Origin of the sequence: Pseudomonas sp. M2(2023), from assembly GCF_030263955.1 — a bacterium.
GTDB lineage: Bacteria > Pseudomonadota > Gammaproteobacteria > Pseudomonadales > Pseudomonadaceae > Aquipseudomonas > Aquipseudomonas asiatica.
On the sequence record NZ_CP127114.1, the window covers coordinates 3337775 to 3362873 of the forward strand.

General features: G+C 61.1%; 21 protein-coding genes and 3 pseudogenes. 14 read left to right on the forward strand and 10 right to left on the reverse strand.

What is annotated here, in order from left to right; all coding sequences use genetic code 11:
- The first annotated feature begins 262 nt into the window (after positions 1–262).
- Positions 263–862 (forward strand): helix-turn-helix domain-containing protein, encoded by a 600-nt coding sequence (locus QN085_RS15315; RefSeq protein ID WP_023661047.1) that lies wholly within the window; start codon positions 263–265, stop codon positions 860–862.
- A 63-nt stretch (positions 863–925) separates the two neighbouring features.
- Here QN085_RS15315 and QN085_RS15320 read toward each other — a convergent pair whose 3' ends face one another.
- The gene (locus QN085_RS15320; RefSeq protein ID WP_013973044.1) at positions 926–1630 is read right to left on the reverse strand and encodes an NUDIX hydrolase; all 705 of its coding nucleotides are present in this window, start codon (positions 1628–1630) and stop codon (positions 926–928) included.
- 138 nt (positions 1631–1768) lie between these two features.
- On the opposite strand from QN085_RS15320, the gene QN085_RS15325 reads away from it, so the two are divergent.
- From QN085_RS15325 to QN085_RS15340, 4 genes and pseudogenes are all read left to right on the forward strand, one after another.
- Positions 1769–2419 carry an isochorismatase family protein gene (locus QN085_RS15325; RefSeq protein ID WP_013973045.1) on the forward strand — a complete coding sequence of 217 codons (651 nt, stop codon included), beginning with the start codon at positions 1769–1771 and terminating at the stop codon, positions 2417–2419.
- Positions 2416–3612 carry a nicotinate phosphoribosyltransferase gene (gene pncB, locus QN085_RS15330; RefSeq protein WP_013973046.1) on the forward strand — a complete coding sequence of 399 codons (1197 nt, stop codon included), beginning with the start codon at positions 2416–2418 and terminating at the stop codon, positions 3610–3612. Before QN085_RS15325 ends, pncB begins: the two co-directional genes overlap by 4 nt.
- A 593-nt stretch (positions 3613–4205) precedes the next feature.
- Positions 4206–4742, forward strand: a pseudogene (locus QN085_RS15335) (universal stress protein); the annotation flags it as partial.
- Positions 4743–5011: 269 nt separating this feature from the next.
- On the forward strand, positions 5012–5704 hold the full coding sequence (locus QN085_RS15340; protein WP_230397101.1) for a formyl transferase: 693 nt from the start codon (positions 5012–5014) through the stop codon (positions 5702–5704).
- Positions 5705–5789: 85 nt separating this feature from the next.
- Here the strand turns inward: QN085_RS15340 and QN085_RS15345 are convergent, their stop codons facing one another.
- Positions 5790–6677 carry a LysR family transcriptional regulator gene (locus QN085_RS15345; protein ID WP_023661049.1) on the reverse strand — a complete coding sequence of 296 codons (888 nt, stop codon included), beginning with the start codon at positions 6675–6677 and terminating at the stop codon, positions 5790–5792.
- A 111-nt stretch (positions 6678–6788) separates the two neighbouring features.
- On the opposite strand from QN085_RS15345, the gene QN085_RS15350 reads away from it, so the two are divergent.
- Together QN085_RS15350 and ppnN are read left to right on the forward strand one after the other, a co-directional pair.
- Positions 6789–7850 carry a YeiH family protein gene (locus tag QN085_RS15350; protein ID WP_023661050.1) on the forward strand — a complete coding sequence of 354 codons (1062 nt, stop codon included), beginning with the start codon at positions 6789–6791 and terminating at the stop codon, positions 7848–7850.
- A 212-nt stretch (positions 7851–8062) separates the two neighbouring features.
- The gene (gene ppnN / locus QN085_RS15355) at positions 8063–9436 is read left to right on the forward strand and encodes a nucleotide 5'-monophosphate nucleosidase PpnN (protein WP_003258655.1); all 1374 of its coding nucleotides are present in this window, start codon (positions 8063–8065) and stop codon (positions 9434–9436) included.
- 437 nt (positions 9437–9873) lie between these two features.
- Here ppnN and QN085_RS15360 read toward each other — a convergent pair.
- Both QN085_RS15360 and QN085_RS15365 read right to left on the reverse strand, forming a co-directional pair.
- Positions 9874–11040: pseudogene (locus tag QN085_RS15360) on the reverse strand (GGDEF domain-containing protein).
- 145 nt (positions 11041–11185) lie between these two features.
- Positions 11186–11329 (reverse strand): hypothetical protein, encoded by a 144-nt coding sequence (locus tag QN085_RS15365; RefSeq protein ID WP_024087313.1) that lies wholly within the window; start codon positions 11327–11329, stop codon positions 11186–11188.
- Here QN085_RS15365 and QN085_RS15370 point away from each other — a divergent pair.
- Together QN085_RS15370 and QN085_RS15375 are read left to right on the forward strand one after the other, a co-directional pair.
- Complete coding sequence (locus QN085_RS15370; protein WP_024087314.1) at positions 11328–11675, forward strand: YMGG-like glycine zipper-containing protein; 348 nt, start codon at positions 11328–11330, stop codon at positions 11673–11675. The two genes, QN085_RS15365 and QN085_RS15370, sit on opposite strands and share 2 nt — an antisense overlap.
- A 259-nt stretch (positions 11676–11934) precedes the next feature.
- On the forward strand, positions 11935–12894 hold the full coding sequence (locus tag QN085_RS15375; RefSeq protein ID WP_023661581.1) for a DMT family transporter: 960 nt from the start codon (positions 11935–11937) through the stop codon (positions 12892–12894).
- Between the two features lie 335 nt (positions 12895–13229).
- Here QN085_RS15375 and pssA read toward each other — a convergent pair whose 3' ends face one another.
- Entirely contained in the window at positions 13230–14558 is a 1329-nt protein-coding gene (gene pssA, locus QN085_RS15380) for a CDP-diacylglycerol--serine O-phosphatidyltransferase (RefSeq protein ID WP_015270750.1), read from the reverse strand.
- Between the two features lie 59 nt (positions 14559–14617).
- On the opposite strand from pssA, the gene QN085_RS15385 reads away from it, so the two are divergent.
- Complete coding sequence (locus tag QN085_RS15385; protein ID WP_128637336.1) at positions 14618–15118, forward strand: hypothetical protein; 501 nt, start codon at positions 14618–14620, stop codon at positions 15116–15118.
- 33 nt (positions 15119–15151) lie between these two features.
- Here QN085_RS15385 and QN085_RS15390 read toward each other — a convergent pair whose 3' ends face one another.
- The 3 genes from QN085_RS15390 to QN085_RS26015 all read right to left on the reverse strand — a co-directional run bounded on the left by QN085_RS15390 (position 15152) and on the right by QN085_RS26015 (position 17791).
- Positions 15152–16255 (reverse strand): acyltransferase family protein, encoded by a 1104-nt coding sequence (locus tag QN085_RS15390; RefSeq protein ID WP_164842911.1) that lies wholly within the window; start codon positions 16253–16255, stop codon positions 15152–15154.
- A 66-nt stretch (positions 16256–16321) separates the two neighbouring features.
- Positions 16322–17467, reverse strand: a complete 1146-nt coding sequence (locus QN085_RS15395) for an acyltransferase family protein (RefSeq protein WP_023662771.1) — start codon at positions 17465–17467, stop codon at positions 16322–16324.
- A gap of 33 nt (positions 17468–17500) precedes the next feature.
- A complete protein-coding gene (locus QN085_RS26015; protein ID WP_023662770.1) occupies positions 17501–17791 on the reverse strand; it encodes a hypothetical protein in 291 nt (96 codons plus the stop codon).
- A gap of 104 nt (positions 17792–17895) precedes the next feature.
- On the opposite strand from QN085_RS26015, the pseudogene QN085_RS26020 reads away from it, so the two are divergent.
- Positions 17896–18677, forward strand: a pseudogene (locus QN085_RS26020) (site-specific integrase); the annotation flags it as partial.
- Here QN085_RS26020 and katG read toward each other — a convergent pair.
- A complete protein-coding gene (gene katG / locus QN085_RS15410) occupies positions 18666–20915 on the reverse strand; it encodes a catalase/peroxidase HPI (protein ID WP_285687114.1) in 2250 nt (749 codons plus the stop codon). The pseudogene QN085_RS26020 and the gene katG overlap by 12 nt on opposite strands.
- 362 nt (positions 20916–21277) lie before the next feature.
- On the opposite strand from katG, the gene QN085_RS15415 reads away from it, so the two are divergent.
- Positions 21278–22183, forward strand: a complete 906-nt coding sequence (locus tag QN085_RS15415; RefSeq protein ID WP_013973059.1) for a LysR family transcriptional regulator — start codon at positions 21278–21280, stop codon at positions 22181–22183.
- Positions 22184–22282: 99 nt separating this feature from the next.
- Complete coding sequence (locus QN085_RS15420; protein WP_023660812.1) at positions 22283–22879, forward strand: hypothetical protein; 597 nt, start codon at positions 22283–22285, stop codon at positions 22877–22879.
- Between the two features lie 106 nt (positions 22880–22985).
- On the opposite strand, the gene QN085_RS15425 is transcribed toward QN085_RS15420, so the two are convergent.
- Positions 22986–23864, reverse strand: a complete 879-nt coding sequence (locus QN085_RS15425; RefSeq protein WP_015270753.1) for a DMT family transporter — start codon at positions 23862–23864, stop codon at positions 22986–22988.
- 247 nt (positions 23865–24111) lie between these two features.
- On the opposite strand from QN085_RS15425, the gene QN085_RS15430 reads away from it, so the two are divergent.
- Complete coding sequence (locus tag QN085_RS15430) at positions 24112–24936, forward strand: aldo/keto reductase (RefSeq protein WP_041505874.1); 825 nt, start codon at positions 24112–24114, stop codon at positions 24934–24936.
- Positions 24937–25099 lie beyond the last annotated feature (163 nt).

Here is a 25099-nt window from a genome sequence, read left to right on the forward strand (position 1 = left end):
CTTTCCTAGCAGGAATGCAATGCGCTTGCCAACTTTGTTCAGGGTGCAACCTTGTGCCTGTTCGGGTCTCTTCGCGCGCCTGTGGGAGCGGGTTCACCCGCGAAGAGGTCCGCACCGGCAACCCAAAACCCAAGCAGATTTCCATGCTCCATTTATGGGAAACTTGTTTTCACCCGAGGAAAGATGCAGCCACCGTAGCTGCATTTCGCACTTTCCCAGTGCGAAAACTTTATTCTTGAACTGAAACCGTGCAGGACATTCGATGCCAACCGAAACCGAAACCGAACCGCGCCTTCGCCTGGAGCAGTACCTGGGCCTGCAGATCAAGCGCCAGCGCCAGGCCCAGTCCCTCAAGCTCGCCGACGTGGCGCGCATCGCCGGCATCAGCCAAGGCATGCTCAGCAAGATCGAGAACGCCCAGGTATCAACCAGCCTCGACACCCTCAGCCGCCTGTGCGATGTGCTGGGCATGCCGATGGCCAAGCTGTTCAGCCAATATGACCAGCCCGACGGCAATGCCTTGTTGGTGAAAGCCGGTGAAGGGCTGGAGGTGGTGCGCCGCGGTACCGAGAAAGGCCACACCTACCATTTGCTCAATCACGCCAGGGGGCCGAAGAAGAACTTCGAGGCGTACATGGTGAGCATGGACGACGCCAGCGAAGAGTTCCCGACCTTCGCCCACCCCGGCACCGAGTTCCTCCACTTGCTGGAGGGTGAACTGGTGTACCGGCACGGCAACCAGCTCTATCACATGCAGGCCGGTGACAGCCTGACCTTCGACGGCGAGACCCCGCACGGCCCCGAGCAGTTGGTGCAAGTACCCATCCGCCTGTTGTCGATCATGAACTACAGCGACGAGTGACGCGGCGCGCCAGGCACCCGCGGAGAACAGGATGCCAACCGCTGCGCACACTGATGCAAGCGACTAAGCGCCCTCAGGCAGCAGACTGCGATCGAACATGAACGCCCGCTCCCCCTGTGGCGTGTACTGATATAACTGCTGCGGCCGGCCCAGCCTGGGCTGGTTCTTCTCCCCGGTGTCCCTCACCCACCCCAGCTCGCGCAAGCGCTCCAGGCGTTTGCGCAGCGAGGTGTTGTTCACCGCCTGCCCCAGGCAAGCCTGCATCGCGCCTAGCGCATCCAGCACAGTGAACTTCTCCGCCAGCAGGTACAGCGGCAGGCTGCTGTACACCGTCTTCGCCGCCAGCCGCTCACGGGCGCGCTCCACCAACAGGTTGTGATCAAAGGGCAACAGCACCTTGCGCGCCAATACGCTGTCCAAGTCGAAAAACGCCAGTTGCTCGCCCTCGACGGCCTGCCCGGGCTCGAGCAAAGCCAGGTAGTAGGTGCTGAGTGACCATCCACGCGGGTCGCGAAAGGCATTGCCCTCGGTACCTACCTGTTCCATGTAGCACGGTACAACCTGGGTTTTCTCGCGCAGTGCACGCTCGGCCGCAGCTTCCAGGCTGGTGTCGGGGGTGCGGCCATTGACGATCACCCCGGGCAAGGCCCATTGGCCGGCATGCGGTTCACGCTCACGACGGTGCAACAGCACCTGCAGATGCTGAGCTTCGGGGGCCATGCGCAGGGCGACGATATCGACGCTGGCCAGGACTTCGACTGCATTCACCGGGGGACTCCTTGTTCAAGGCCTTCATAATCCACCAGGGTGTATAAGTAAGGCAACAACAAATCCCGAACAAGATGGCACTTGACATACTTAATACACCAGGTGAACTATATAGCCATGTCAGCAAGGAGAACCGCCATGAAGATCGCCAGTTTCGATGTCGACGCCCAGAACGGCTTCACCAACAACGTGCCACAAGAACTGCCGGTTCCTGAAGGCGATGAAATCGCGGTAGATCTTAATACCATGGCGTTACGCGCCGACCTGCGCCTGGGCAGCAAGGACGCCCACCCGGCCAACGCCGCCTGGGTAGTCGCCGACCCCGCGCACATGCTGCAGCCCCTGCAGCTGGCCAACGCCGACCTGACCTGGGTCAGCCACTGCGTGCCCGGCACACCCGGCTTCGAGTTGCTGCCCGGCCTGCCGGCCCCCATCGACTATGACTATTTCGTATGGAAAGGCGTCGAGCCCGACCTGCACCCCTACGGCGCCTGCTACCACGACCTGGCCGAACGCCGCTCCACCGGGGTGATCGAGTACCTCAAGGTGCAGCAGGTGGGCGCGGTGATCGTCGGTGGCCTGGCCCTGGACTATTGCGTCAGGACCACTGCGCGCCAATTGCGCCAGGCCGGCTTCCAGGTGCTGTTGTACCTGCCGGCCTGCCGCGCCCTCACCCAGGCAGGCGCCATCGAAGCATGTGGCGCCCTGGCCGCCGAGGGCGTGATCCTCTGCGGCGACGAAGCCGCGCTCGACTACCAGCTCTCTCTGATCAAGGAAGACCGCCCATGAGCGACAGCGTTTTCGGCCCACGCATCATCCAGAACCTGCTGGACACCGATTTCTACAAGATCACCATGATGCAGGCGGTGCTGCACAACTACCCCAATGCCGAGGTGGAATGGGAGTTTCGCTGCCGTAACGGCGAGAACCTCGCACCTTACCTGGCGGAAATCCGGTATCAGGTCGAGCAACTGGCCGATGTCAGCGTCACGCATGACCAGCTCGCCTATCTGGAGAAGATCCCGTTCATCAAACCGGATTTCATCCGTTTTCTCAGCCTGTTCCGCTTCAACCTGCGCTATGTGCAGGTGGGGCTGGATGATGCCGGGCAACTGGCGATTCGCGTGCGCGGGCCGTGGTTGCACGTGATTCTCTACGAGATCCCGCTGCTGGCGATCATCAGCGAGGTGCGCAACCGCTACCGTTATCGCGAGGTGGTGATCGAGCAGGTCCGCGAGCGCCTGTATCAGAACCTCGACTGGCTGAAGGCCGAGGCCAGCGCCGAAGAACTGGCCGGTTTCCAACTGGCCGACTTCGGCACCCGGCGGCGCTTCTCCTACCGGGTGCAAGAAGAGGTGGTGCACATTCTGAAGCGTGACTTCCCGGGCCGCTTTGTCGGTACCAGCAACGTGCACCTGGCCCGCGAATACCAGCTCAAGCCGATCGGCACCATGGCGCACGAGTGGTTCATGGCTCACCAGCAACTCGGCCCGCGCCTGGTCGACAGCCAGGCTGCCGCGCTGGAATGCTGGGTGCGGGAGTACCGGGGGCTGCTGGGCATCGCCCTGACCGACTGCATTACCATGGACGCGTTCCTGGGCGACTTCGACTTGTACTTCGCCAAGCTGTTCGATGGCCTGCGGCACGATTCGGGTGATCCGCTGGCCTGGGCGGAAAAGGCCATTGCCCACTATGAGCGGCTGGGGATCGACCCCAAGAGCAAGACCCTGATCTTTTCCGACGGGCTGGACCTTGCCAAGGCGCTGGGGTTGTACCGGGCGCTGCATGAGCGGATCAATGTGAGCTTTGGCATTGGTACCAGGCTGACCTGCGATATCCCGGGCGTGGAGCCGATGAATATCGTGATCAAGATGACGGCCTGCAATGGGGCACCAGTGGCCAAGATTTCCGACAGCCCGGGCAAGACACAGTGCCGGGATGAAAACTTCGTGGCGTACCTCAAACATGTTTTCAATTGCTGAAGGGTGGCACCCTTCTTCGAGTGGAAGCGCACACGCATGTTGTAATTAAACGTTTCCACTCCTCGCCCTTTGTACTGCGATAAATCAGAGCTGGTTGCACATCACAAAAGCTCAGGGCTTACTGTACTTGGCTCGATATCTACCGTATATGGCACTACTTCCATTTGGAATAACGCGGGCGACGGATTGCATTGCCCAATCGTCCTGTACGCGCCAAACTCACTGGTCATATGGCCGGTCAGCGATCCCCCCATTGGCGGGCCGAGCAAGGAGGCGGCTCTAAAGTACCGGGCGCTACTACCGGACATACCGTCCATTCATGACCTTGCCAGTCGTGGCGTGTTCAGCGCACTAGCGTTATGCCCGACCACGACGCGAGACAATGCTTGGCAGAGGCAGATTCGGCTCCCGAATCCGGTGAACCGAATGTAGTCGCGATAATCGACGCGTATGCCTATCGCAGGGACAACTAGAGAAGCGTCCGCGCCATCCCCAAAACGTACTCAATGTACAGGGAGGCGCCATGCATACCACCCGTAACGCCCTGGTGGTGTTGGCCCAACACCAGCACGATGACCTGGCCCTGACCATTTTGGCACTTGCTGCGCCGGTGCCCGAGCCCGGTGCTGATGGTCAAGCATGCCAATCCTTGGACAGAGCGCCCCATCCTTACAGCCATTGACGCCGGCAGCGACGACCTCAAGCATCGTGTGCTGCAGGTTGGCATCCTCAGCCACGGCCACGACATCGCCCACCTCAGTCATGCCAGCCTGCACATGATGAGCGCCTACCCTTACCCGATGCTGTCGGCAGCCGACCCCATATTCCAGCTCAAGGAAAGCATCCTGACCTTCTACCATGAGCAGTGCCAGGGCTATCAGGACGAGTTCGATATCGACGACCAACACCTGCACCTTGCGGAAGGCCCTGCCGACCAGCTGATTCCGCATGTCGCCCATCAGCTAGGCGCCGCCCTCACGGTTCTCGGCAGCGTGGCGCGCAGAGGCCTGAGTGGCGTACTGCTAGGTAACACCGCCGAATTAGTACTTGATGCCATGGAAAGTGATGTGCTGGTGCTCAAACCCTGGGATGTCATCCGTGAATTGGAAGCACTGGCCGCTCACCACTGAGCAGACGCCTGATAGCCGCTCCCGGGCATGAGCCCGGGAGCAAACGGCAGAGTCAACTTGAATGACGAAAATGCAACTATGCTCGGTCTGAATACCGAAACTGATTGAAAGGCAGGTCTGCCGGAGGTCTAAAGTTGCGAATCGCTTTTCTGGTGAACCGGGACGTAGAGAGCAACCTCACTCTCAATTTACTGTTGCCCGAGATTCACGAGAGCACAGTGGGAATATTCCTCTCGGAGAGAGTGGGATCGGCCAGGAACGTGTCACGCATGCTCGGACAACTGGCATTGATCGAGCAGGACTTCTTCAATGCCTTGGCCCCTGGATTAATCGGATCGAGCGACCAGGTCAGCAGCGGGCATCGATTCGGTTTTGCAGAACTGCAGCAACGCTTTGGGGTTCCTGTACGGGTATTGCCCAGCTTGAGTGATCCTGCGGGCCTGCAAATGCTGCAGGACGCGGGAGCAGATCTGTTCATCTCAATCCGCTTTGGTCAGATCCTGAAGAATGAAGCGCTGGCAATTCCGTCACGTGGCGTCCTCAATCTTCACTCTGGCCTCTTGCCTCAGTATCGAGGTGTTCTGGCGACCTTCCGGGCGCTGCTGAACGGGGACCCGGAGATCGGCTGTACGCTCCATTGGATCGACAGTCCCGGCATTGACGTTGGTCGCATCATTGAGACTGCCAGGGTGGCAGTCGAAAAGGAGCGCTCCTTACTGTGGCACATCCTTTCACTTTATCAACCAGGCGCGCGTCTCATCCTGAACGCAATCAGGCGACTGGAGCGCGATGAGCCTATGACGGGAACGTCTCAAGATCGATCTGCCGGGGCCTACTACTCCTTTCCCAGCGAGGATGACCTGACGCGGTTCACGGCACTGGGGTGGCGGCTCTTCGATCGCGAGGACGTATGGGATCTTTTCGAATCGTACGGATTTCCGTTACGGATAAACACGCTTTGAGAGCTGAGCGGCGGGGTACCGCACCGCATTCAAGAACCGTGAGAAACCTGTGGGAGCGGGCAAGCCCGCGAAGAAGCCAGCACAGTCACCCCACCTCTTGCAGGCCAACACACAACTCCAGAAACCGCGCCGCAGCCCGCGACGGGGTGGCTGCATGCGGCACCAGAATGGAAAACCGGCGCACCAACGCCTGCGGCATAACCTGCAACCGCTGCAACGCCCCGTCCTCATGTCGGATCGACATCGCCGACACAAAGCCAATCCCCATCCCGGCTCGCACTGCCTCCTTCACCCCTTCCACGCCAGCAATTTCCAGCGCCACGCGCATCGCCACGCCGCTGCGGGCAAATGCCCGCTCGACGATCTGCCGCACACCCGAGCCGCTCTCGCGCAGCACCAACGGGTAAGCCCCCAGCGACGCCAGCGTGTGTCGGTCACTGCCAGCCAGAGGATGACCACGCGGCACGATGGCCACGATCTCGTCTTCCCGCCACGCCGTCACCGACGTCCCCAATGGCAGCTCCTGCCCAGGCGGCCCTTCGATCAGGGCGATATCGACGCTGTCCAGCGCAGCGACGATTTCTGCCGTATTGCCGTTGGAAGTGCTCACCAGCACCTCCGGGTAGCGGGCATGGAAATCGGCAATCAGGTAAGGCAGCAGATAGCTGGCCGGCGTGGTACTGGCGCCGATGCGCAAGGTACCGCGCTCCAGCCCGCGCATGGCCTCGCGCAATGCCTGGGCCTGACGGAAGGTTTCGCGCAGGCGCTCGGCATGGGCCAGCAATTGCTCGCCAGCTGCTGTAAGCCGCACACCACGGCCGGCGCGCTGATACAGCGGCTCGCCAAAGGCCTCCTGCAGCAGTTTGAGCTGGCCAGACACCGCCGGCTGCGACAAGTGCAGGGCTTGGGCCGCATGGCTGATGTTGCCGTGCTCGGCGACGGTGGCGAAAGTTATCAGTTGTTCTGGGGTCATGAATGAAAAATATCAGCTAAACGGATATTTGCCATCCCAAATTACGATTTTTTATAAGCTTATAACCAGATTAACGTAAGCCATGTCGAAACACCTTTCCGGAGGACTCACATGGCCACGGCTCCGTCCAACCCCGCCTTTGCACCTACCCTCTCTACCCGAGGGCGGCTCAATGGCATCCTGTTCGTCGCGCTGTTCGCGCTTGCGGTCACCCAATTGGCCGCCCTGCCCGCCATCGCCAACCTGGGTATCAGCCCGCTGATCGTCGGTATTGTCGCCGGTGCGCTTTACGGCAATGCACTGCGTGACGGCGTTCCCGCCAGCTGGGCGGCGGGTATCAACTTTTCCGCCCGCGGCCTGCTGCGCATTGCCGTGGCCTTCTTCGGCCTGCGGGTAAGCCTGCAGGAAATAGCCGAAGTCGGCTGGTCCGGGCTCATCGTGTCGTTGCTGGTGGTGTCCAGCACCCTGCTGATCGGCCTGTGGTGTGGCATGAAGCTGTTCAAGCTGGACCGCGATACCGCCTTGCTGACCGCCGCAGGCAGCGCCATCTGCGGCGCCGCTGCGGTTCTGGCCTTCGAGTCGGCCCTGCGCAGCGCACCGCATAAAAGCGCCATGGCGGTTGGTAGCGTGGTGCTGTTCGGCACCCTGTCGATGTTCCTCTACCCATTGGCGATCAATGCCGGCTGGCTGCACCTGGATACCATGGGCGCCGGGCTGTTCCTGGGTGGCACCATTCACGAGGTGGCCCAGGTGGTCGGTGCGGCCAGCAACGTCAGCCCCGAGGCCACGCATATCGCCACCATCGTCAAGATGACCCGGGTGATGCTGCTGGTACCGGTGCTGCTGGTGGTGGGCCTCTGGATCAGCCGCGCGCGCCAGCCGGGCCAGGCACAGGGCAACGGGCGCATCGCCATGCCCTGGTTCGCCTTCGGCTTCCTCGCGCTGGTACTGGTGAACTCGCTGCAGGTGTTGCCGGGCAGCGTGACGCAGGCGGTCAACAGCCTGGATACCTTTGCCCTGACCATGGCCATGACCGCGCTGGGGATGGAGACACGCTTCAGCCAGATTCGTCAGGCTGGGCCGCGGGCCCTGGCCACCGGGGCGATTCTCAACCTCTGGCTGGTGTTTGGTGGCGTGGCGATTATCCTGGCCGTGCAGAGGCTGTTGGGATGACTTGAGAGCGAGTCGCCTGCTTCGCGGGTAAACCCGCTCCCACAGGTACGGCGCAGGTTCTGAAAGCAACGCGATACCTGTAGGAGCGGGTTTACCCGCGAAGCAGGCGGCTCGGTCTGATGAGGTTTTTGTTGCTCCCCCTCGTTGCCGTCCAAATTTCTCGGTATGGTGTTGTCAAAGAAGGATGTTTTACCCGCACAGGAAAGACTTAGATGCCTCAACGCCATGTCATCAATGCATCCGTCAGCCCCAAAGGCAGCCTGGAGACGCTGTCACAACGTGAAGTGCAGCAACTGAGTGAAGTCGGTACCGGTAGCCTTTACACCCTGTTCCGCCAGTGCGCCCTGGCCATCCTCAACACCGGCGCCCATGTCGACAATGCCAAGACCATCCTCGAGGCCTATCAGGACTTCGAGGTGCGTATTCATCAACAGGACCGCGGCGTGCGCCTGGAGCTGCTGAATGCCCCGGCCGATGCTTTCGTTGATGGCGAAATGATAGCCAGCACCCGTGAAATGCTGTTCAGCGCCCTGCGCGACATCGTCTACACCGAAAGCGAGCTGGCCAGCCAGCGCATCGACCTGGAAAGCTCCCAGGGCATCACTGATTACGTGTTCCACCTGCTGCGCAACGCTCGCACCCTGCGGCCGGGCGTGGAGCCGAAGATGGTGGTGTGCTGGGGTGGCCATTCGATCAGCAGCGAGGAGTACCAGTACACCAAGAAGGTCGGCCACGAGCTGGGCCTGCGCAAGCTGGACGTGTGCACTGGCTGCGGCCCGGGTGTGATGAAGGGCCCGATGAAGGGCGCCACCATTGCCCACGCCAAGCAACGCATGCACGGCAGCCGCTACCTGGGCCTGACCGAGCCCGGCATCATCGCCGCCGAAGCACCCAACCCGATCGTCAACGAACTGGTGATCCTGCCGGACATCGAGAAGCGCCTGGAAGCCTTCGTCCGTGTCGGCCACGGCATCATCATCTTCCCGGGCGGTGCCGGCACGGCCGAGGAGTTCCTCTACCTGCTGGGTATCCTCATGCACCCGGACAACCAGGAGCTGCCGTTCCCGGTGGTACTCACCGGGCCGCGCAGCGCCGAGCCGTATCTGCAACAGTTGCACGCGTTCGTCGGCGCCACCCTGGGTGAAGCGGCGCATCGCTTGTACAAGATCATCATCGATGACCCGGCGGAAGTTGCCCGACACATGGTCGAAGGGCTCAAGGCGGTGAAGCAGTTCCGCCGCGAGCGCAACGATGCCTTCCACTTCAACTGGCTGCTGAAGATCGAGGAGAGCTTCCAGCGGCCGTTCGACCCGACCCACCAGGCCATGGCCGACCTCGACCTGCGCCGCGAGCTGCCGGCCCACGAACTGGCTGCCAACTTGCGCCGGGCGTTTTCCGGCATCGTCGCCGGCAACGTGAAGGACAAGGGCATCCGCCTGATCGAGGAACACGGGCCGTATCAGATCCGTGGCGACAGCGCCGTGCTGGACCCACTGGGACGGCTGTTGCAGGCGTTCGTCGACCAGCACCGGATGAAGCTGCCGGGCGGCGCGGCGTATGTACCGTGCTACCAGGTGGTGACCTGATTCGCCATTCTTGCTTAGGCCCCATGGACGGGGCCTGCAGCTATTTGGCTTTTTGGATGTGGGCCTTTACATCTAGTAGACATTCATTCGCGATGGTGGCGCTTAATCACCTTTCCGCCCTTACGGCGGGTCCCTTTTTGTCGTGGCAAAAAGGAACCAAAAACCGTCGGCTCCCATCATCCGGCCCCTACGCTTCGCTCCGGGGTCCCCTCGCTACGGGCCTGCTCCCGGGAGTACGCGCTGCAGGCCCCATCCATGGGGCCTCAGCGCTTGACGGGCATCCATGCCCGTCACCTCCCTCCGCAGTCCCTTCGCTCGGCCTCCTGAAGTCGCAATCGGCGGCGCCTGAACTATCGCGCGCTTAGAAGCAAAAGCAAAAAGCAAAGGCAAAGGCAAAGGCAAAGGCAAAAGCAGAAGCAGAAGCAAAGGCAAAACTGCTACTGGCTGAGGTCGGCCATCGGCCGTTCGACGAAGCGGATGCTGTCGCGCCCACCGCGCTTGGACTGGTACAAGGCGACATCCCCTTGCTCGATCAAGGCTGCCAGGCTCGTCGGCGGATGGTCGAACAGGTTGGCGCCGATGCTCAAGGTGACCGGCTGCGGCGTAGGCACCGTCTTGCTTGCATACTGCTGAAACTGCTCGCGCAGCAGTCCACCCAGCTCCATGACCCGCTCGCTGCTCGCACCACACAGCAGAATGACGAACTCATCACCGCCCAGCCGCGCCGCCAGCGAGCGCTCGGGCAGCACTGTGCGAATCATCTCGCTCAGGGCAATCAGCAAGCGGTCCCCTGCAACATGCCCGTGCAGGTCGTTGACCAGCTTGAAGTTGTCGATGTCGATCAGTAGCAAGGCCCCGGGCTGCGCCGAATCCACTGCCTTGAAGAAAGGCCCCGCCCGAACCTCCAGTGCGCGCCGGTTGTACAGCGCCGTCAACGGATCCCGGGCCGCCAGACGGGCAATCCGCTCCTCTCGGCGGTAGCGCACGGTGCCGGTCATCGACAAGGCAATCAGCATGATCGCCATCGCACCTTCGACCAACGAAACCTGAATGATCAACCCACCGAAGGTGGCCAGGTCAATCAGCGTACCCGGTGTGATCGCAATGATCGCCTTGGCCACATAGAACAACCCATGAACCAGCAAAACGTAGCGCAACTGCACGGCACCAACACTCAGCGACTAGCCATGCGGCCGCAACAGCCAGCTGGCCTTGAGCGTCAACAGCGCCACCAGCAACGAGTTGACCATCAGCATCACCTTCGACCACTGCGGCCCCACAGGCAACAGCAGCAAGGCGAACCACACCAGCACCACCAATAACCAGATACGCGACAGCCGCACCTGGGTGAAGCGCAACACGCCCATCAGGAAGAACCAGTGCGCCACCACCAGCAAGCCGTTGGCGAACCAGATGCCGATCAGCAACAAACCAATACCGCGCAGCAAGGCCAGGGTGGAACCAATCGTGATGGTGGCAAAGCCTGCGCTCCAGAACAGCAGCGACGGCTCGCGAACGCTGCGCCACTCGATCGCCAGGTACAACGCAGCCGCGGCAGCCAGGGCGATCGAGATAGTCAGCATCGTGGGTGGATCAAGCGCCATAAACGGATTGGCCTATCTGGTTAACGAGGAAAAGGCCCGATTGTATGCGCTCGTGATGACTTTTCAGAGGAGCCTTGCACCACCAGCCTGCAAATGATAGCCCAGCCCTGGCCAATACCCATGCGGGTGAAATGTCATATTGACATCAGCGTGTCATTTGCACCACAAAAACCGCTGTCGTTATGACAACGAACCAGCGCAACACGCCCATCTGCAGGGGCTGCCCTGCTGGCACGAAAGCTGAACCATTCTCTTTCGCCACTACCTGCCTTGCGGAAATAACCATCATGAAAAATATCCTCCTCCCTCTGGCAATGTCCCTGTCCATCGCCCTGCCCGCCTGCGCCGACGAGGTGCTCTCGGAAAGCCCCGACAACACGGTGGGCTATGGCGCCGGGGGCGTCACCGGCCTGATGGTCGGCGCCGCGCTCGGTGGCCCGTTCGGCGCCATCGCCGGTGCAGCCCTGGGTGCATTTGGCGGCGCCGCCGTGCAACAAGGCAGCGGGCACAGCGATGCAGCCTACGTGGTACGCCATGACGACGGCAGTACCCAGCGCTATCGCTCGCCCAATGCCCGCTTCAAGCCCGGTGACCAGGTGCAGGTGAGTGGTATTCGCCTGGCCCCTGCGCAGTAAGCCGTTGCCCGGACAAAAAGCTTACCAGTTGCCGCCCATGTGAGCTCAGGCGCTCCCAGTCGCGGAAACACAAACGTAGCTCCAGGGTGGCCCAGCTTTCCAACAGGGCCACCCGACGCACCGGCAGCTCCTGCTCGGCGCGCACGGCGGCTGTTCGGGCAGCATGGCCAGGTTCATCGCCAATTCCTCGATAAAGCGCTGCTAGTAGGGCTGCCTTCAGTTCAGAATAACCCTGTCTTTCTTCTGCCGCGGGTACCCCATGAACGCGTTACGCAGCCTGATCCAGCGCCAACTGCAAAGTGGCGCGCTGTACGCCGTACTGGCGGCCCTGGGTTTCAGCTTCAAGGCCATCTTCGTCAAGCTCGCCTATGCCGCAGGGGCGGTGGACGCCATCAGCCTGCTGGCATTGCGCATGGGGCTGTCGCTGCCGATGTTCGCCTGGCTGGTATGGGCCAGCCGTGGTCAGGGCAGCGCACCGCTCAACCTGGGCGATGGGCTGCGTGTCGCGTTGCTCGGGCTGCTGGGCTACTACCTGGCCAGCCTGTTCGACTTCTATGGCCTGCAGTACATCAGCGCCGGGCTGGAGCGGCTGATCCTGTTCACCTACCCGACCCTGGTGCTGGTGTTCCAGGCCATCGCCCTGCGTGAGCGGCCAAGCCTGCGCACCTTGTCGGCCATGGGCCTGTGCTACCTGGGGCTGGGCATTGCCTTTGTCCACGACGTCAGTGTGGCCGGGGCTGGCCAGCAGGTAGTGCTGGGCTCGCTGTGGGTGTTCGCCAGTGCGGTGACCTACGCGCTGTATTACTCCGGCACCGGAATGATGCTCAAGCGCATGGGCTCGATGCGCCTGGCCGGGTTGTGCGGTACTGCGTCGTCGCTGATGGTGCTGGCGCATTACCTGGTGGTGGCGCCGATCGGGCAGTTGTGGCAGTTGCCAGGCGCAGTGTGGGCCAATGCCGGGTTGATGGCGGTGTTTTCCACGGTGTTGCCGATCTACTGGGTGGCGCTGGCGATACAGCGCCTGGGGCCGACCCATACTGCCGCGGTGGGCAACCTGGGGCCGGTGCTGACGGTGCTGGCATCGTGGGCGATCCTGAGCGAGGAGATTTCGCTGTATCAGGTCGTCGGGTTGGCGGTGGTGCTGTTTGCGGTGTCGCGGCTCAAGCCGCGGGGCAAACAGGAAACAAAGGTGGCTGAGGCCAGAGGTGCAGCAGCCTGACTGCGGTCACTGTGGGAGATTGCCCAGCCCTTTGGGCTGCGCTGTCGCACAGATAACTGAATTCGCAAGCGATCCTCGTACCCTGTGGAGCGGCTTTAGCCGCGAAGAATCCAACGCGGTGCATGGCACCGGCTGCGCCGGTGTTCGCGGCTAAAGCCGCTCCCACAGGGTCCCTGCTAATTCAATAAGTTATGTGCAGTTCTATGAGAGCGGCCTTGCGTCGCGAAAGGGCTGCAGAGCAGCCCCGGCAATTTTGGTAGTGACACCAACGTCTGGGGCCGCTTTGCGGCCCTTTCGCGACACAAGGCCGCTCCCACAAAAACGCTTGAACTCCCTCAGAGCACCCGCTTGATGAGCGGCTCCAGCCGGCTGTAGCGCAGCCGCCGCAGGAACCTGCGCACATCCTTGGGGTGCTCGGCCTTGGCCCCCAACTCCTCTGCCGAGCCGATCTTCGGCGCATGCCGGCGCAGCTCGGCCAGCTCTGCTTCCCGAGGCCCCAGCCATTGCCCTTGCGGGTCATCGATCAGCAGGCCGTTCTCCAGGTCCAGATTGAAGCCGCGCGGATTCAGGTTGTTACCGGTCAGCAACGAATAGCGTTGGTCGACCCACACGCCCTTGGCATGAAAGGTATGCCCGGGGTCGTTCCAGATCCGCACCTGCAGCTGGCCGCTGGCAATCGCAGCGTGGCGACGTCGAGTGAAGGCGCGCAGGTTGTCTTCGTACAGGTAGGGCAACGCGCCGCTGGCGCTGAACGGCTCGCCGGGGGCGATATAGAAGTCGTTGGCCGTGCGATCACCAACGATCAGTTCCACCCGCACGCCACGCGCCAGGGCATGGTCGAGTTCGCGCATCAGCACCCGGGGTGGGTTGAAATACGGCGTGCTGATGATGACCTGCGTGCGTGCCGCCGCCAGCAAGGCGCACACTGCACGGTTCAGCGGGTTGCCACGGCCCACGCCCAACAGCGGGATAACCCGCAGGCCCTGCCCCGCCCCGCTGGCCGGAGCCTCATAGGCCATGCGCCGCAGCCGCGCGCGCAAGCGCCGGATGTCGCCGCGCAGGCTGCGGGTGGAGGGTGGCGCCGGCAGGTCGAGGCGCGGTGTGGCGGTGTGGTGCAGCAGGCGACGCACCAACCCGACCATGGCGTCGGCCAGCTCTGGTGACTGGAACAGGTGGTAGCGGTCCAGGCGGTAACGGTCGAAACGGTGCAGGTACACGTTGTTAAGGCTGGCGCCGGTGTAGATCACGCAGTCGTCGATGATGCTGCCCTTCAGGTGCAACACGCCAAACAGCTCGCGGGTCTGCACAGGTACGCCATGGATGACGATATCCAGCCCATGGTGCTGGCGCTGGGCCTGGTACCAGGCGGCGTTACCCGGCTGGCGCCCGGCGCCCAACAGGCCGCGGCGGGCACGGAACCAGTCGACCACGATGGTGATTTCCAGCCCGGGCCGCGCGGCCTTGGCCTGGTACAAGGCATCCAGCACTTCCTGGCCAGCCTCATCTTCCTGCAGGTACAGCGCAACGATGACGATACGCCGGGTTGCGGCGCGGATGCGCTCGAGCAGGCAGGCGCGGTAGGCCTTGGCATCGGGCAGCACCTGGATCGACTCGGCCGACATGGCGTAGCCTGGCAATGCCGCCAGCATGGATTCGGGGTTCAAGAACGATCACCTTCTGTGTGCAATCACTGTCGTCCATCAGCTTGCACAGGAAGTTTGAAATGGTCCAGCCCCCGGATAGCATGGGGCTGCTTTGCAGCCCTGTCACGACACAAGGCCGCTCCTACAAGCCAGCGCCGAATCCACATGCGGCGCCGAACCTTTGGGAGCGGCCTTGTGTCGCGATAGGGGCGCAAAGCGCCCCCATTTCTGACGAAGCTATTTCAGGTCAAAACGATCCAGCTTGCGACCTATATTTGCAGCCCTTTAAACACAAGGGCTGCGTCTATCTGGCTGGTCCTTCTTTAGGGCCTATTGGGGCCTATATGGCTCCGCAATGCCAGCTTTATGGCGACTTTGCCATTCCGTCCTTAGGCGTTCTGCCGACCAATTCCGTTCCTTTATACAACTCCTCACAGATCGGCGCATTCCAGCGCCCACAGCCTGGCCGACTCGACGATCTCAAGCATGTCGACCAGATCGCCGTCATCGACCTCTCGCCGCCGGTGCGCAGCATAGGCCATCTCGCATGCTTAACCGACCGAACTGTGCCTGTAGCCTAGGACGCGACCAGCCTGCCAGCACCAGTGGCCAATCTATGCAGCCTTTTTGTCAGCACCAACGCTGAGTACTGCAGATAACCAGGCTTTGTTTTCAAGCCACCTGCTTAACACCCAAGACACTACAATCGACACGACGACTACAGCGCCACTCACGAGCAGCGACCTGATGCTGTGGCCGTAGATGTAGGGCTGTGATACCCCCAAAGCAAACAGCATTATCGGGAAGTGAATGACGTAGAGGGTGTAAGAGTAACTCGCATGTCGGTGCAAGTACTTGGGGAAACGCAAAACGCCACCCAGAAGCAAAGCTAGGAAGCAAGCGAACCAGAGCCCAGAAGCCAAGCGGAAAAGGTTAACTTTATCGTAGACGATTTCGTTACCCGACGGGTTAGGGTACAAGGCGCATACAACTGAGGCCACTGCAACACAGCTCAGTAATAAAAACGCAAGCCTAAACACGCCGCCTTTCATCATCGGATTTTTCTGATGAATAAATGCCAGAACAAATCCCGCAAACCATACCGGTGCCAGCATGTAGAACAATGTGTTTCCATAGCTTACAAATACCACCGCCGAAGCCAGGAAGGTCGACATGATCTTTCTCCGCCGCCATAAAACAAACGCAGCAGCAGTTACGTAATACCACGCTTCAATAGACAAACTCCACAACGGACTGTTAGCTGGCGGGTTCTCGACTTTAAATCCATTGAGAAATGTTAAGGCACCCCAAATATCACGAAAAGATACGACAAATTCAGACCTGACAAAGCCCACCCCATCAATCTGCAAAAATGAATTAGAAGCAGATGGAAAACAGAACTGGGCCAGCAATCCAAGCACTACCATCAGCATCAAAGCAGCAATCAATGGCGGATAGAGACGAAGCGCTCTATCTAGAATAAAACGACCAACGTCAAAATATCTATTCCTGGAGACATTGTTGCAAACAGACTTCCCAATGAGAAATCCACTCAGCACAAAAAATGCCATAACGGCAAACTGGGATAATAGAACGACCGCAGTAAACCAAATATTCAGTGTTGGCAAAAGCAAGGTTTGATAAGTATGTCCAAATAACACTGCAAAAGCCGCCAGCGCTCGAATAGAATCTAGTTGCTGTGATTGATCCAACGTCATTCGCGACATTCTGCATCCGCCCTTTGAACTCAAGTAACACTTCAAAATTGGTCAAACGTTAAATTTCTACTGGCGGCTGTCATTTAGTTTTGTTGCATTACAGACCAAAAGCTCTGAAGCATGCCTAGCTTCAAGCTTCTCAATCAATCTCCGCCCCAACGCAATACCTGGCTTCTCGATAACGCTGTAGGTCATCCGTGACACAACGGCGGTAATTGCGAGGACAAACAAGAAGAACAAAACACTATTTAGATTACCCTCACCCATTGCTGCAGGAATTCTTGTACCACTCAATAATTTTAGAATCGCGATATGCACGAGATACATACTAAAGCTCAACTTCCCAAGCAATACTGTCAACGGATTCACTAGCAGATAGATTGGCTTTCTAGCTAAAAATATCGAAAAAATGGCAAAAATAGCTCCTGCTACCACATGACTTGGTACAAACGTCTGCTGCGGGCGCCAGAATTCGATTGACAGAACAAAAAATGCTGCCGAGGCCAACATCACAACCTTCGCATCAACTCTCCATTGCGCGGCGAGATATCGATATGTAATCAACCCAATCACAAACACCGGAAACTGGGCAATAAAATTGTAGAAGGCAAAGACATCAATCAAATACTCCTGAGCAGGCTCATACTGAAAAATTAAACTTGCAACCGGTGCATTCGCTTTCTGAAGAAGCAATGCAGCCGCCAGAAGCAGAAACAAATACTTGAGCTTTTCTATGCGAACCAACAGAGGAAAAATTAGATAAAAGGTCATCTCAACAGCTACCGACCAGCCTCCAGGCACTACCGAGTTTATAGTTTCGGGATGGAAGCCATGCAAAAACAGCGCAGTAACTGGAACAAACCACCAACTAATACCATTGGGAGCAAAATACGATGCCGCCGTACCATTCAAGAAGAGGAACAACGCAATCGCCAAGTAGAACATTGGCGCGATTCTGAAAATTCTGCGTAGATAGAAATCACGTACTGGGCGCAGATCACCTTCCCGTCGCGCGCTCCATGACATACAAAGCGTGATAGCGCTGGCAATGTAGAAAAGCTGAACACCTCGTGCCCCCTCGGTCATTACTCGCATCAGCACATCAGATAATGGTTTTACGGACTGGGAGGCGTGAACAAGAACTACTAAAGCTATCGCGATCCCACGAAGGGCATCTATATAATCATATTTTTTTATATTATTGCCGGACATAGCTTTTCTCTGATGCGTTGAAGCAAACCGCCATTATCGAGATTTCCCAGTGGCGGCGCCAGTCTCATGACAAGCGGTAACCGCAGAAACCAGATGTCTCTCGTACCCAATCCGCTGTCGCCGCTCAGCCAGCAGCGCCCTCACCTTCACTTCCAAGCCGTCTCCCTTCTTCAGCCCAGCGGCGGCCCAAGACGGTTCTGCAACGTTCGGCACACGGCATGGCACCCGCACCGGCACCTCAACACGCACGTACTGCACCGGCGCCTCTACCCTTCCACCGCAGCCGGCCAGCGCCAACGCCAGAACAATCAACGACACCTTCATAGGCCAAGCTCCGTATCTATGATTGAAGCAGCAGCTACGCACTGATCGCCGCCGATGCGCTCCTGCTGCAGTCGCTTGGCTGCGGCATAGTCGTTTTGCGCAGTGTCTACCTCGACGAATGGCTCGAGCGAAAGACCCCAAAGCTAAAAACCAGCACGGCGATTCTGTACAGATCGATAATCAGGTCAGTGCTCAAGCCGTTTTTTGGCCACCTGGCACGATGCAACCTAAACAAAAAGGTTCTCAAGGAAAAGTTTTCTGAATACAAGGCCTCCAACACCAGAATCACGAGTGTTAAGACCTGCTTTCGATCTGCATTAAACGATGCGATCGAGGACGAGATAATTGACAGCCATCCGCTTTCAGGATGGTCATATCGGAATCGAGATGAGGTCAAGGAGGACGACGACATCGATCCTTTCACGCCCGAAGAGGAGCAGGCTCTGCTAAAAGCATCGAGGGGGGAGACATGGGCGCAACTGCAGTTCGCTTTCTGAACTAGCCTTAGGCCTACCGAATTGATTGCGCTTAAGCGGTGGGATATCGACTGGATCGAGGGAGAGATCCGGGTGGTCCGCGCCAAGACCCGAGGCGCAAAGGTTCCAGAACCATCTGGATGCCTGCTATGAAAAAGTCGGGCGTACGGTGGCGGCGCCCTTACCGGAGCCGCCACACGTACGCCTCGATGATGCTCAGCGCTGGCGAGAATCCAATGTGGGTCGCCAAGCAAATGGGCCACAAAGACTGGACGATGATTGCCAAGGTTCATGGCCGCTGGATGCCCTCCGCTGACGTCGGAGCCGGAGGGCGAGCAGAGGCACTTTTTGCCGGTAATGCCAGCGTTATGACAACTTCTCCTCCAAAGCCCTCTGATTTACTGGGCTAGATCAAACCGATCCAGCTCCATCACCTTCTCCCAGGCGGCCACGAAATCCCGCACGAACTTGTCACCACCATCATCGCTGCCATACACCTCGCTCAACGCCCGCAACTGGGCATGGGAGCCGAACACCAGGTCAACCCGACTACCGGTCCACTTCACCTGGCCGGTCTTGCGATCACGCCCTTCGAAGGTTTCGTTATCCGCCGAGGTCGGCTTCCACTCAACGCCCATGTCCAGCAAGTTGCGGAAGAAGTCGTTGCTCAGGGTACCGACCTTGTCGGTGAACACGCCCTGTTGGCTGCCGCCATGGTTGGCGCCGAGCACGCGCAGGCCGCCGATCAGCACGGTCAGTTCCGGCGCGGTCAGGGTCAGCAATTGGGCCTTGTCCAGCAGCAGTTTCTCGGCCTTGACGCTGTAGCGGGCCTTGGTGAAGTTGCGGAAGCCATCAGCCAGCGGTTCCAGCACGGCGAACGACTCGACGTCGGTCTGCGCCTGGGAGGCATCGACACGCCCAGGGCGGAACGCCACGCTGACGTTGTGCCCGGCGTCCTTGGCAGCCTTTTCCACTGCGGCGCCACCGGCCAGAACGATCAGGTCGGCCAGGGAGATTGTCTTGCCACCGGCATTGAACTCGGCCTGGATTTTCTCCAGCGCCGCCAGCACCTTGCCTGTGCCCTGGTTCGCCGCCCAATCCTTCTGCGGCGCCAGGCGCAGGCGGCCACCATTGGCCCCGCCACGCTTGTCCGAACCGCGGAAGGTCGACGCCGCTGCCCAGGCAGTGGCCACCAGCTCGCCAACGCTCAGGCCCGCCGCCAGCACCTTGGCCTTGAGCGCGGCAATGTCCTGCTCGCCTACCAGCGGGTGATCCACTTTTGGCAGCGGGTCTTGCCACAGCAGCTCTTCGTTGGGCATTTCCGGGCCCAGATAGCGCGCCAATGGGCCCATGTCGCGGTGGATCAGCTTGTACCAGGCGCGGGCGAAGGCGTCCGCCAGCTGGTCAGGGTTATCCTTGAAGCGGCGGGCGATCGGCTCGTAGATCGGGTCGAAACGCAACGCCAGGTCGGAGGTGAGCATGGAAGGCGCGTGGCGCTTGGCCGGGTCATGGGCATCCGGCACGGTGCCTGCCCCCTTGCCCTCCTTCGGCCGCCACTGGTGGGCACCAGCCGGGCTCTTGGTCAGTTCCCAGTCGAAGTTGAACAGGTTGTTGAGGTATTCGTTGCTCCATCGGGTGGGGGTGGAAGTCCAGGTCACTTCCAGGCCGCTGGTGATGGTATCGCCACCCTTGCCGCTGCCGAACTTGTTGGCCCAGCCCAACCCCTGCAGCTCCAGGCCTGCTGCTTCCGGCTCGGGGCCGACGTTGTCGGCAGGGCCGGCACCGTGGGTCTTGCCAAAGGCGTGGCCACCGGCGATCAGCGCAACGGTTTCTTCATCGTTCATGGCCATGCGGCCGAAGGTTTCACGGATGTCCTTGCCCGAGGCTACCGGGTCGGGGTTGCCCTCCGGGCCTTCCGGGTTCACGTAGATCAAGCCCATCTGCACGGCGGCCAGCGGGTTTTCCAGGTTGCGCTCGACCTCCAGGGTACGGCCCTGCTCCTCGGGGCGCTTGGCCGGTTCCGCCACCAGGTCGCCCTTGCCGGGCGGCTGGGCCTTGCCGTAGCGGGTGTCACCGCCCAGCCAGACCTTTTCCGAGCCCCAGTACACATCTTCGTCCGGCTCCCACACATCGGCGCGCCCGCCGGAGAAGCCAAAGGTCTTGAAGCCCATGGACTCGAGGGCGACGTTGCCGGTGAGCACGATCAGGTCGGCCCAGGAAATCTTGTTGCCGTACTTCTGCTTGATCGGCCACAGTAGCCGCCGGGCCTTGTCCAGGCTGACGTTGTCCGGCCAACTGTTGAGCGGGGCGAAGCGCTGCTGGCCAGAGCCCGCACCACCCCGGCCATCGCCGATGCGGTAGGTGCCGGCGCTGTGCCAGGCCATGCGGATGAACAACGGGCCATAATGGCCGAAGTCGGCGGGCCACCAGTCCTGGGAGTCGGTCATCAAGGCGGTCAGGTCTTTCTTCAGTGCCTGGAAGTCGAGGCTCTTGAACGCCTTGGCATAATCGAAATCCGGGTCCATCGGGTCGGATTTGGAGGAATGTTGATGAAGAATTCTCAGGTTGAGCTGGTCAGGCCACCAGTCACGGTTGGTGGTGCCGCCACCTGCGGTTTGATGGAACGGGCATTTCGATTCGTCCGACATCTGCGGGTACCTTTGGGTCGGTTATCCAGATTTCCGGTCTATGCCAGGTGTTCTTTCAGCCGAGCGCGTGGGCTCGTGCTACCCCTCATCAGGTCTACACGGGGCTTGCGAAGCTGTCATGACGGGGTTGGCGTGGTCTTGCACACAGGTGCTGACATGCCGCCCGCTGGCAGAATTCGCGGGGCCAGGGGAAAGACTAGCCGAGCTTGGGCAGAGTTCTAATAGAGTGCCTATTGAGGGGCGATAGCTTGGCTCTGTCAGGTTCGTGCCCGCGAACAGGCCGGCACATCCATACAAGGCAACCAAGCTGCCCGCATGCTCCAATACAACGCCAACCCTTCCAACCCGGAACCCGTACCCTCATGAATCGCAACGACCTGCGCCGCGTCGACATGAACCTGCTGGTACTGTTCGAAGCCCTGATGATCGAACGCAACCTGACCCGGGTCGGCGAAAAGCTGTTCATCACCCAGTCCACCGTCAGCGCCGCCCTCGCCCGCCTGCGTGAGCTGTTCGACGACCCGCTGCTGATCCGCAACGGCCGGGCCATGGAGCCCACGCCACGGGCCATGCAGATCTTCGCCGAGCTGGGGCCGGCCATGGATGTGATTTCCGCCGCCATCAGCCGCGCCCGCGAGTTCGACCCGGTCAACAGCTGCAACGTGTTCCGCCTGGGCCTGTCGGACGATGCCGAATTCGGCCTGTTCCCGGCCCTGCTGCAGGCGCTGCGCGAAGAGGCCCCGAATATCAGTGTGGTGGTGCGCCGGGCCAACTTCCTGCTGATGCCGGGGCTGCTGGCCAGCGGCGAAATTTCGGTGGGCGTAAGCTACACCACGGACCTGCCGGCCACCGCCAAGCGCCGCAAGCTGCGCAACATCGGCGTGCGGGTGCTGCGCGCCGATGACCGCCCGGGCCCGCTGACCCTCGACGAATACTGCGCCCGCCCGCATGTGATGGTGTCGTTCTCCGGCGACATGAGCGGCAATATCGACCTCGACCTGGCACGCATCGGCCGCTGCCGCAAGGTGGTGCTGGCGGTGCCGCAGTTCGGCAGCCTGCGCGCCCTGCTGCGCAACACCGAGCTGATCGCCACGGTGCCGGACTATGCCGCCTGCGCCCTGGCCGACGACGGCAGCCTGCGCGCCGACCCGGCGCCGTTCGACATCACCGAGGCCGAACTGTCGATGGTCTGGAGCGGTGCCCAGGACAATGACCCGGCCGAGCGCTGGCTGCGCGAGCGCATCCTGCAGTTCATGGCCACGCAGTGATGCATCGACCTCATCGATAGCCACCATGAATGCCATCAAGTTCCGCTGCGGCCAGCCCGGGCGGAAGATGGCGGCATTCACCGATTGATGAGGCCTCCCATGAAAACCGGCATGATCGCTGCCCTGCTCGCCTTGCTGGCCGCCCTTGGCGGTTGTGCCAGCCCGGCAGCTACCGACACGCAGCCTTACGGGCACTTCTATTCGGCCACGGCCATTTCCAGTGTCGCCCTGGCCCCTGGCCAACGGGTGGCGGTACTGCTGGGGCGTGATGCCGAAGCAACCCTCGAATACCTCAGCAGCCATCGCACCCAGGCAGGCGCACCGGCCCAGGGCCAGCGTGCCCCTGTTGCGACCCTGGGCAGCGAAAGCCAGGCGTATGACTGGCTGGCGCGGTCACTGGCGCAGCAGTTTGCCGAAGTGACTTTCTATGACGACCTGGACACACTGCTGGGCGACCACCCGGACGTGATCGTGCTGCTGGACACCGAAAGCCGTTTGGCCAGTGCGGAGATCGAAAGCCGGGTAGTAGCGCGCTTTTTCGATGACCAGCTGACCTATATCGGCCGCGCTGAGGGGCGGGCCCGCAAAAGCCTGGGCGATGTGGCGAGGGTGGTCGAGGATGAGCGGGCGGTGCAGGCGGATGCCTTGCGCGACTTTGACGACTCATTGCAGGCGTTGTTGAAGGGTCGCGTTTGAGGGCCCCTTCGCGGGTGAACCCGCTCCCACAGGTACAGCGCCCTGTCCGCGGACTGCGCTGTACCTGTGGGAGCGGGTTTACCCGCGAAGAGGCCACTACAGGTTGTCACTTACCCCGCTGCATCCACGCCGCCCCCAGCCCGCTGAGGCAGATCACCGAGATTCCCACCAGGCTCAGGGTGTCCGGCACCTGGCTGTAGACAACCAACCCAAGCAACCCGGCGAACACGATCTGGCAATAGCTGAATGGCGCCAGCAACGCAGGTGCCGCATGGCGGAAGGCCTGGGTCAGCAGCAGGTGCGCCGTCATGCCAAAGCCCCCCAGCGCCAGCATCAGCAGCGCATGGTCCCAACGCGGCATCTCCCAGAAGAACGGCACCAACGCACTCATCGCCAGGGTGTTGCACAACCCCGCATAGAAGTTGCTGGTGGTCGGGCTGTCGTGCGCGGCCAGGATGCGCGTCAGCAACTGATAGAAGCAGAAGCCCAGCGCCGAACCAAACGGATACAGGATGGCCGGGGTGAACATCGCCCCGCCCGGGTGCACCACCACCAGCACGCCGATGAAGCCCATCACCACCGCCACCCACTGCCCCACCGTCACCCGCTCCTTCAGCAGTGGCGCCGACAGCGCGGTGACCAGCACCGGGGCAAGGAAGTTGACCGCCGTGGCCTCGGCCAGTGGCAGGTACTGCAGGCCTGTGGTGAACAGCAGGCTGGTACTCAGCAGGCTCAGGGCGCGTAACGTCTGCAACAGAGGGCGGCGAGTGCGCAGCACGTTGAGGCCGGCCTTGGGCAGGAAGATGCCGGCCATCAGCAGCGTGTGCACCACATACCGCGCCCACACCACCATGATGATCGGGTACAGACCGCCCAGGAACTTGGACAGGGCATCGTGACTGGCGAACAGGAACGTCGCCACCACCACCAGGGCGATGCCGCGCAGGGGTTGGTTGACTCCGGACAGCGGTGTGCTGGAACTCATGGCACTCTCGATGACGGCGCGGCTGGATGCGGCGCCCAGGGAAGGCCGCGCAGGCATAGCCTGGCGGATGCAACAGCTCGAATTTTAGAAGAGATGCCGAAGAATAAGGAAGTTCAATCGCCGCCAGCCAAGGCCGACTGCAATTTCTGTTCGCTGATCGACCACTTTCCGCCCCACGCGCATGGCCCGTGCCGTGCTGATCGCCGACCATCGAATGCGAACCCTGCACACCCTACAAGGAATTTACATGCAAAGGCTCACCACCCGTAACGGCCTGGCCCTGCCCGCGATCGGCCTGGGCACCTGGCCAATGACCGGCAGCGAGTGCACCCAGGCCGTGCGCCAGGCGCTTGAATTGGGTTACCGGCACATAGACACTGCCACTGCCTATGACAACGAAGCCGCCGTCGGCCAGGCACTGCGCGACAGCGATGTACCGCGCGAGCAGATTCACCTGACCACCAAGGTATGGTGGGATCGCCTGGCGCCCAAGGCCATGCGCCAGTCGCTGGAGGACAGCCTGCGCGCCCTGGGTACCGAGCAGGTCGACCTGTTCCACATCCACTGGCCCAGCCAGGACTGGGACCTGGCCCGCAGCATCGAAACCCTGGTGGCCCTGCGTGACGAGGGCAAGGCGCGCAGCATCGGCGTGGCCAACTTCCCGCTGGGGCTGCTGCGCCAGGTGGTGGAAACCCTGGGCGCGCCGTTGTCGGCGATCCAGGTGGAATACCACGTGCTGCTCGGCCAGCAACCGCTGCTGGACTATGCCCGCCGCCACGACCTGCTGCTCACCGCCTACACCCCGCTGGCCCGTGGGCAGGCGGCGGCGCAGCCGGTGATCCAGGCGATCGCCCGCAAGCATGGCGTACTGCCCAGCCAGGTGGCGCTGAAGTGGTTGCTGGACCAGGACGGTGTGGCGGTGATCCCCAAGGCCGGCAGCCGCGAGAACCAGCTGGCCAACCTGGCGGCGTCGAACGTGCAACTGGATGACGAGGACCGCGCGGCGATCGCCGGGTTGCCGAAGGACCAGCGGGTGGTGAGCCCGGCGTTTGCGCCAGACTGGAACAGCTAAGCCTTGATCAAGCCTTGAAAGCTTGCACGGCCCATGTGGGAGCGGGTTCACCCGCGAACACCGGCGCAGCCGGTGCCAGCCACCGTGTCGCCTGCTTCGCGGGTGAACCCGCTCCCACAGGTACTGCGCCGGGCCGATCGGCTGCGGTGATTCTGCAGGCCCG

Bases quoted from the DNA above. Each gene is read 5' to 3' on its own strand.
- QN085_RS15315 (WP_023661047.1), top strand. From the start codon at position 263: ATGCCAACCGAAACCGAAACCGAACCGCGCCTTCGCCTGGAGCAGTAC.
- QN085_RS15325 (WP_013973045.1), top strand. From the start codon at position 1,769: ATGAAGATCGCCAGTTTCGATGTCGACGCCCAGAACGGCTTCACCAAC.
- pncB (WP_013973046.1), top strand. From the start codon at position 2,416: ATGAGCGACAGCGTTTTCGGCCCACGCATCATCCAGAACCTGCTGGAC.
- QN085_RS15340 (WP_230397101.1), top strand. From the start codon at position 5,012: ATGCTCGGACAACTGGCATTGATCGAGCAGGACTTCTTCAATGCCTTG.
- QN085_RS15345 (WP_023661049.1), bottom strand. From the start codon at position 6,677: ATGACCCCAGAACAACTGATAACTTTCGCCACCGTCGCCGAGCACGGC.
- QN085_RS15350 (WP_023661050.1), top strand. From the start codon at position 6,789: ATGGCCACGGCTCCGTCCAACCCCGCCTTTGCACCTACCCTCTCTACC.
- ppnN (WP_003258655.1), top strand. From the start codon at position 8,063: ATGCCTCAACGCCATGTCATCAATGCATCCGTCAGCCCCAAAGGCAGC.
- QN085_RS15370 (WP_024087314.1), top strand. From the start codon at position 11,328: ATGAAAAATATCCTCCTCCCTCTGGCAATGTCCCTGTCCATCGCCCTG.
- QN085_RS15365 (WP_024087313.1), bottom strand. From the start codon at position 11,329: ATGATGGTTATTTCCGCAAGGCAGGTAGTGGCGAAAGAGAATGGTTCA.
- QN085_RS15375 (WP_023661581.1), top strand. From the start codon at position 11,935: ATGAACGCGTTACGCAGCCTGATCCAGCGCCAACTGCAAAGTGGCGCG.
- QN085_RS15385 (WP_128637336.1), top strand. From the start codon at position 14,618: ATGGTCCAGCCCCCGGATAGCATGGGGCTGCTTTGCAGCCCTGTCACG.
- QN085_RS15390 (WP_164842911.1), bottom strand. From the start codon at position 16,255: ATGACGTTGGATCAATCACAGCAACTAGATTCTATTCGAGCGCTGGCG.
- QN085_RS15395 (WP_023662771.1), bottom strand. From the start codon at position 17,467: ATGTCCGGCAATAATATAAAAAAATATGATTATATAGATGCCCTTCGT.
- QN085_RS26015 (WP_023662770.1), bottom strand. From the start codon at position 17,791: ATGAAGGTGTCGTTGATTGTTCTGGCGTTGGCGCTGGCCGGCTGCGGT.
- katG (WP_285687114.1), bottom strand. From the start codon at position 20,915: ATGTCGGACGAATCGAAATGCCCGTTCCATCAAACCGCAGGTGGCGGC.
- QN085_RS15415 (WP_013973059.1), top strand. From the start codon at position 21,278: ATGAATCGCAACGACCTGCGCCGCGTCGACATGAACCTGCTGGTACTG.
- QN085_RS15420 (WP_023660812.1), top strand. From the start codon at position 22,283: ATGAAAACCGGCATGATCGCTGCCCTGCTCGCCTTGCTGGCCGCCCTT.
- QN085_RS15425 (WP_015270753.1), bottom strand. From the start codon at position 23,864: ATGAGTTCCAGCACACCGCTGTCCGGAGTCAACCAACCCCTGCGCGGC.
- QN085_RS15430 (WP_041505874.1), top strand. From the start codon at position 24,112: ATGCAAAGGCTCACCACCCGTAACGGCCTGGCCCTGCCCGCGATCGGC.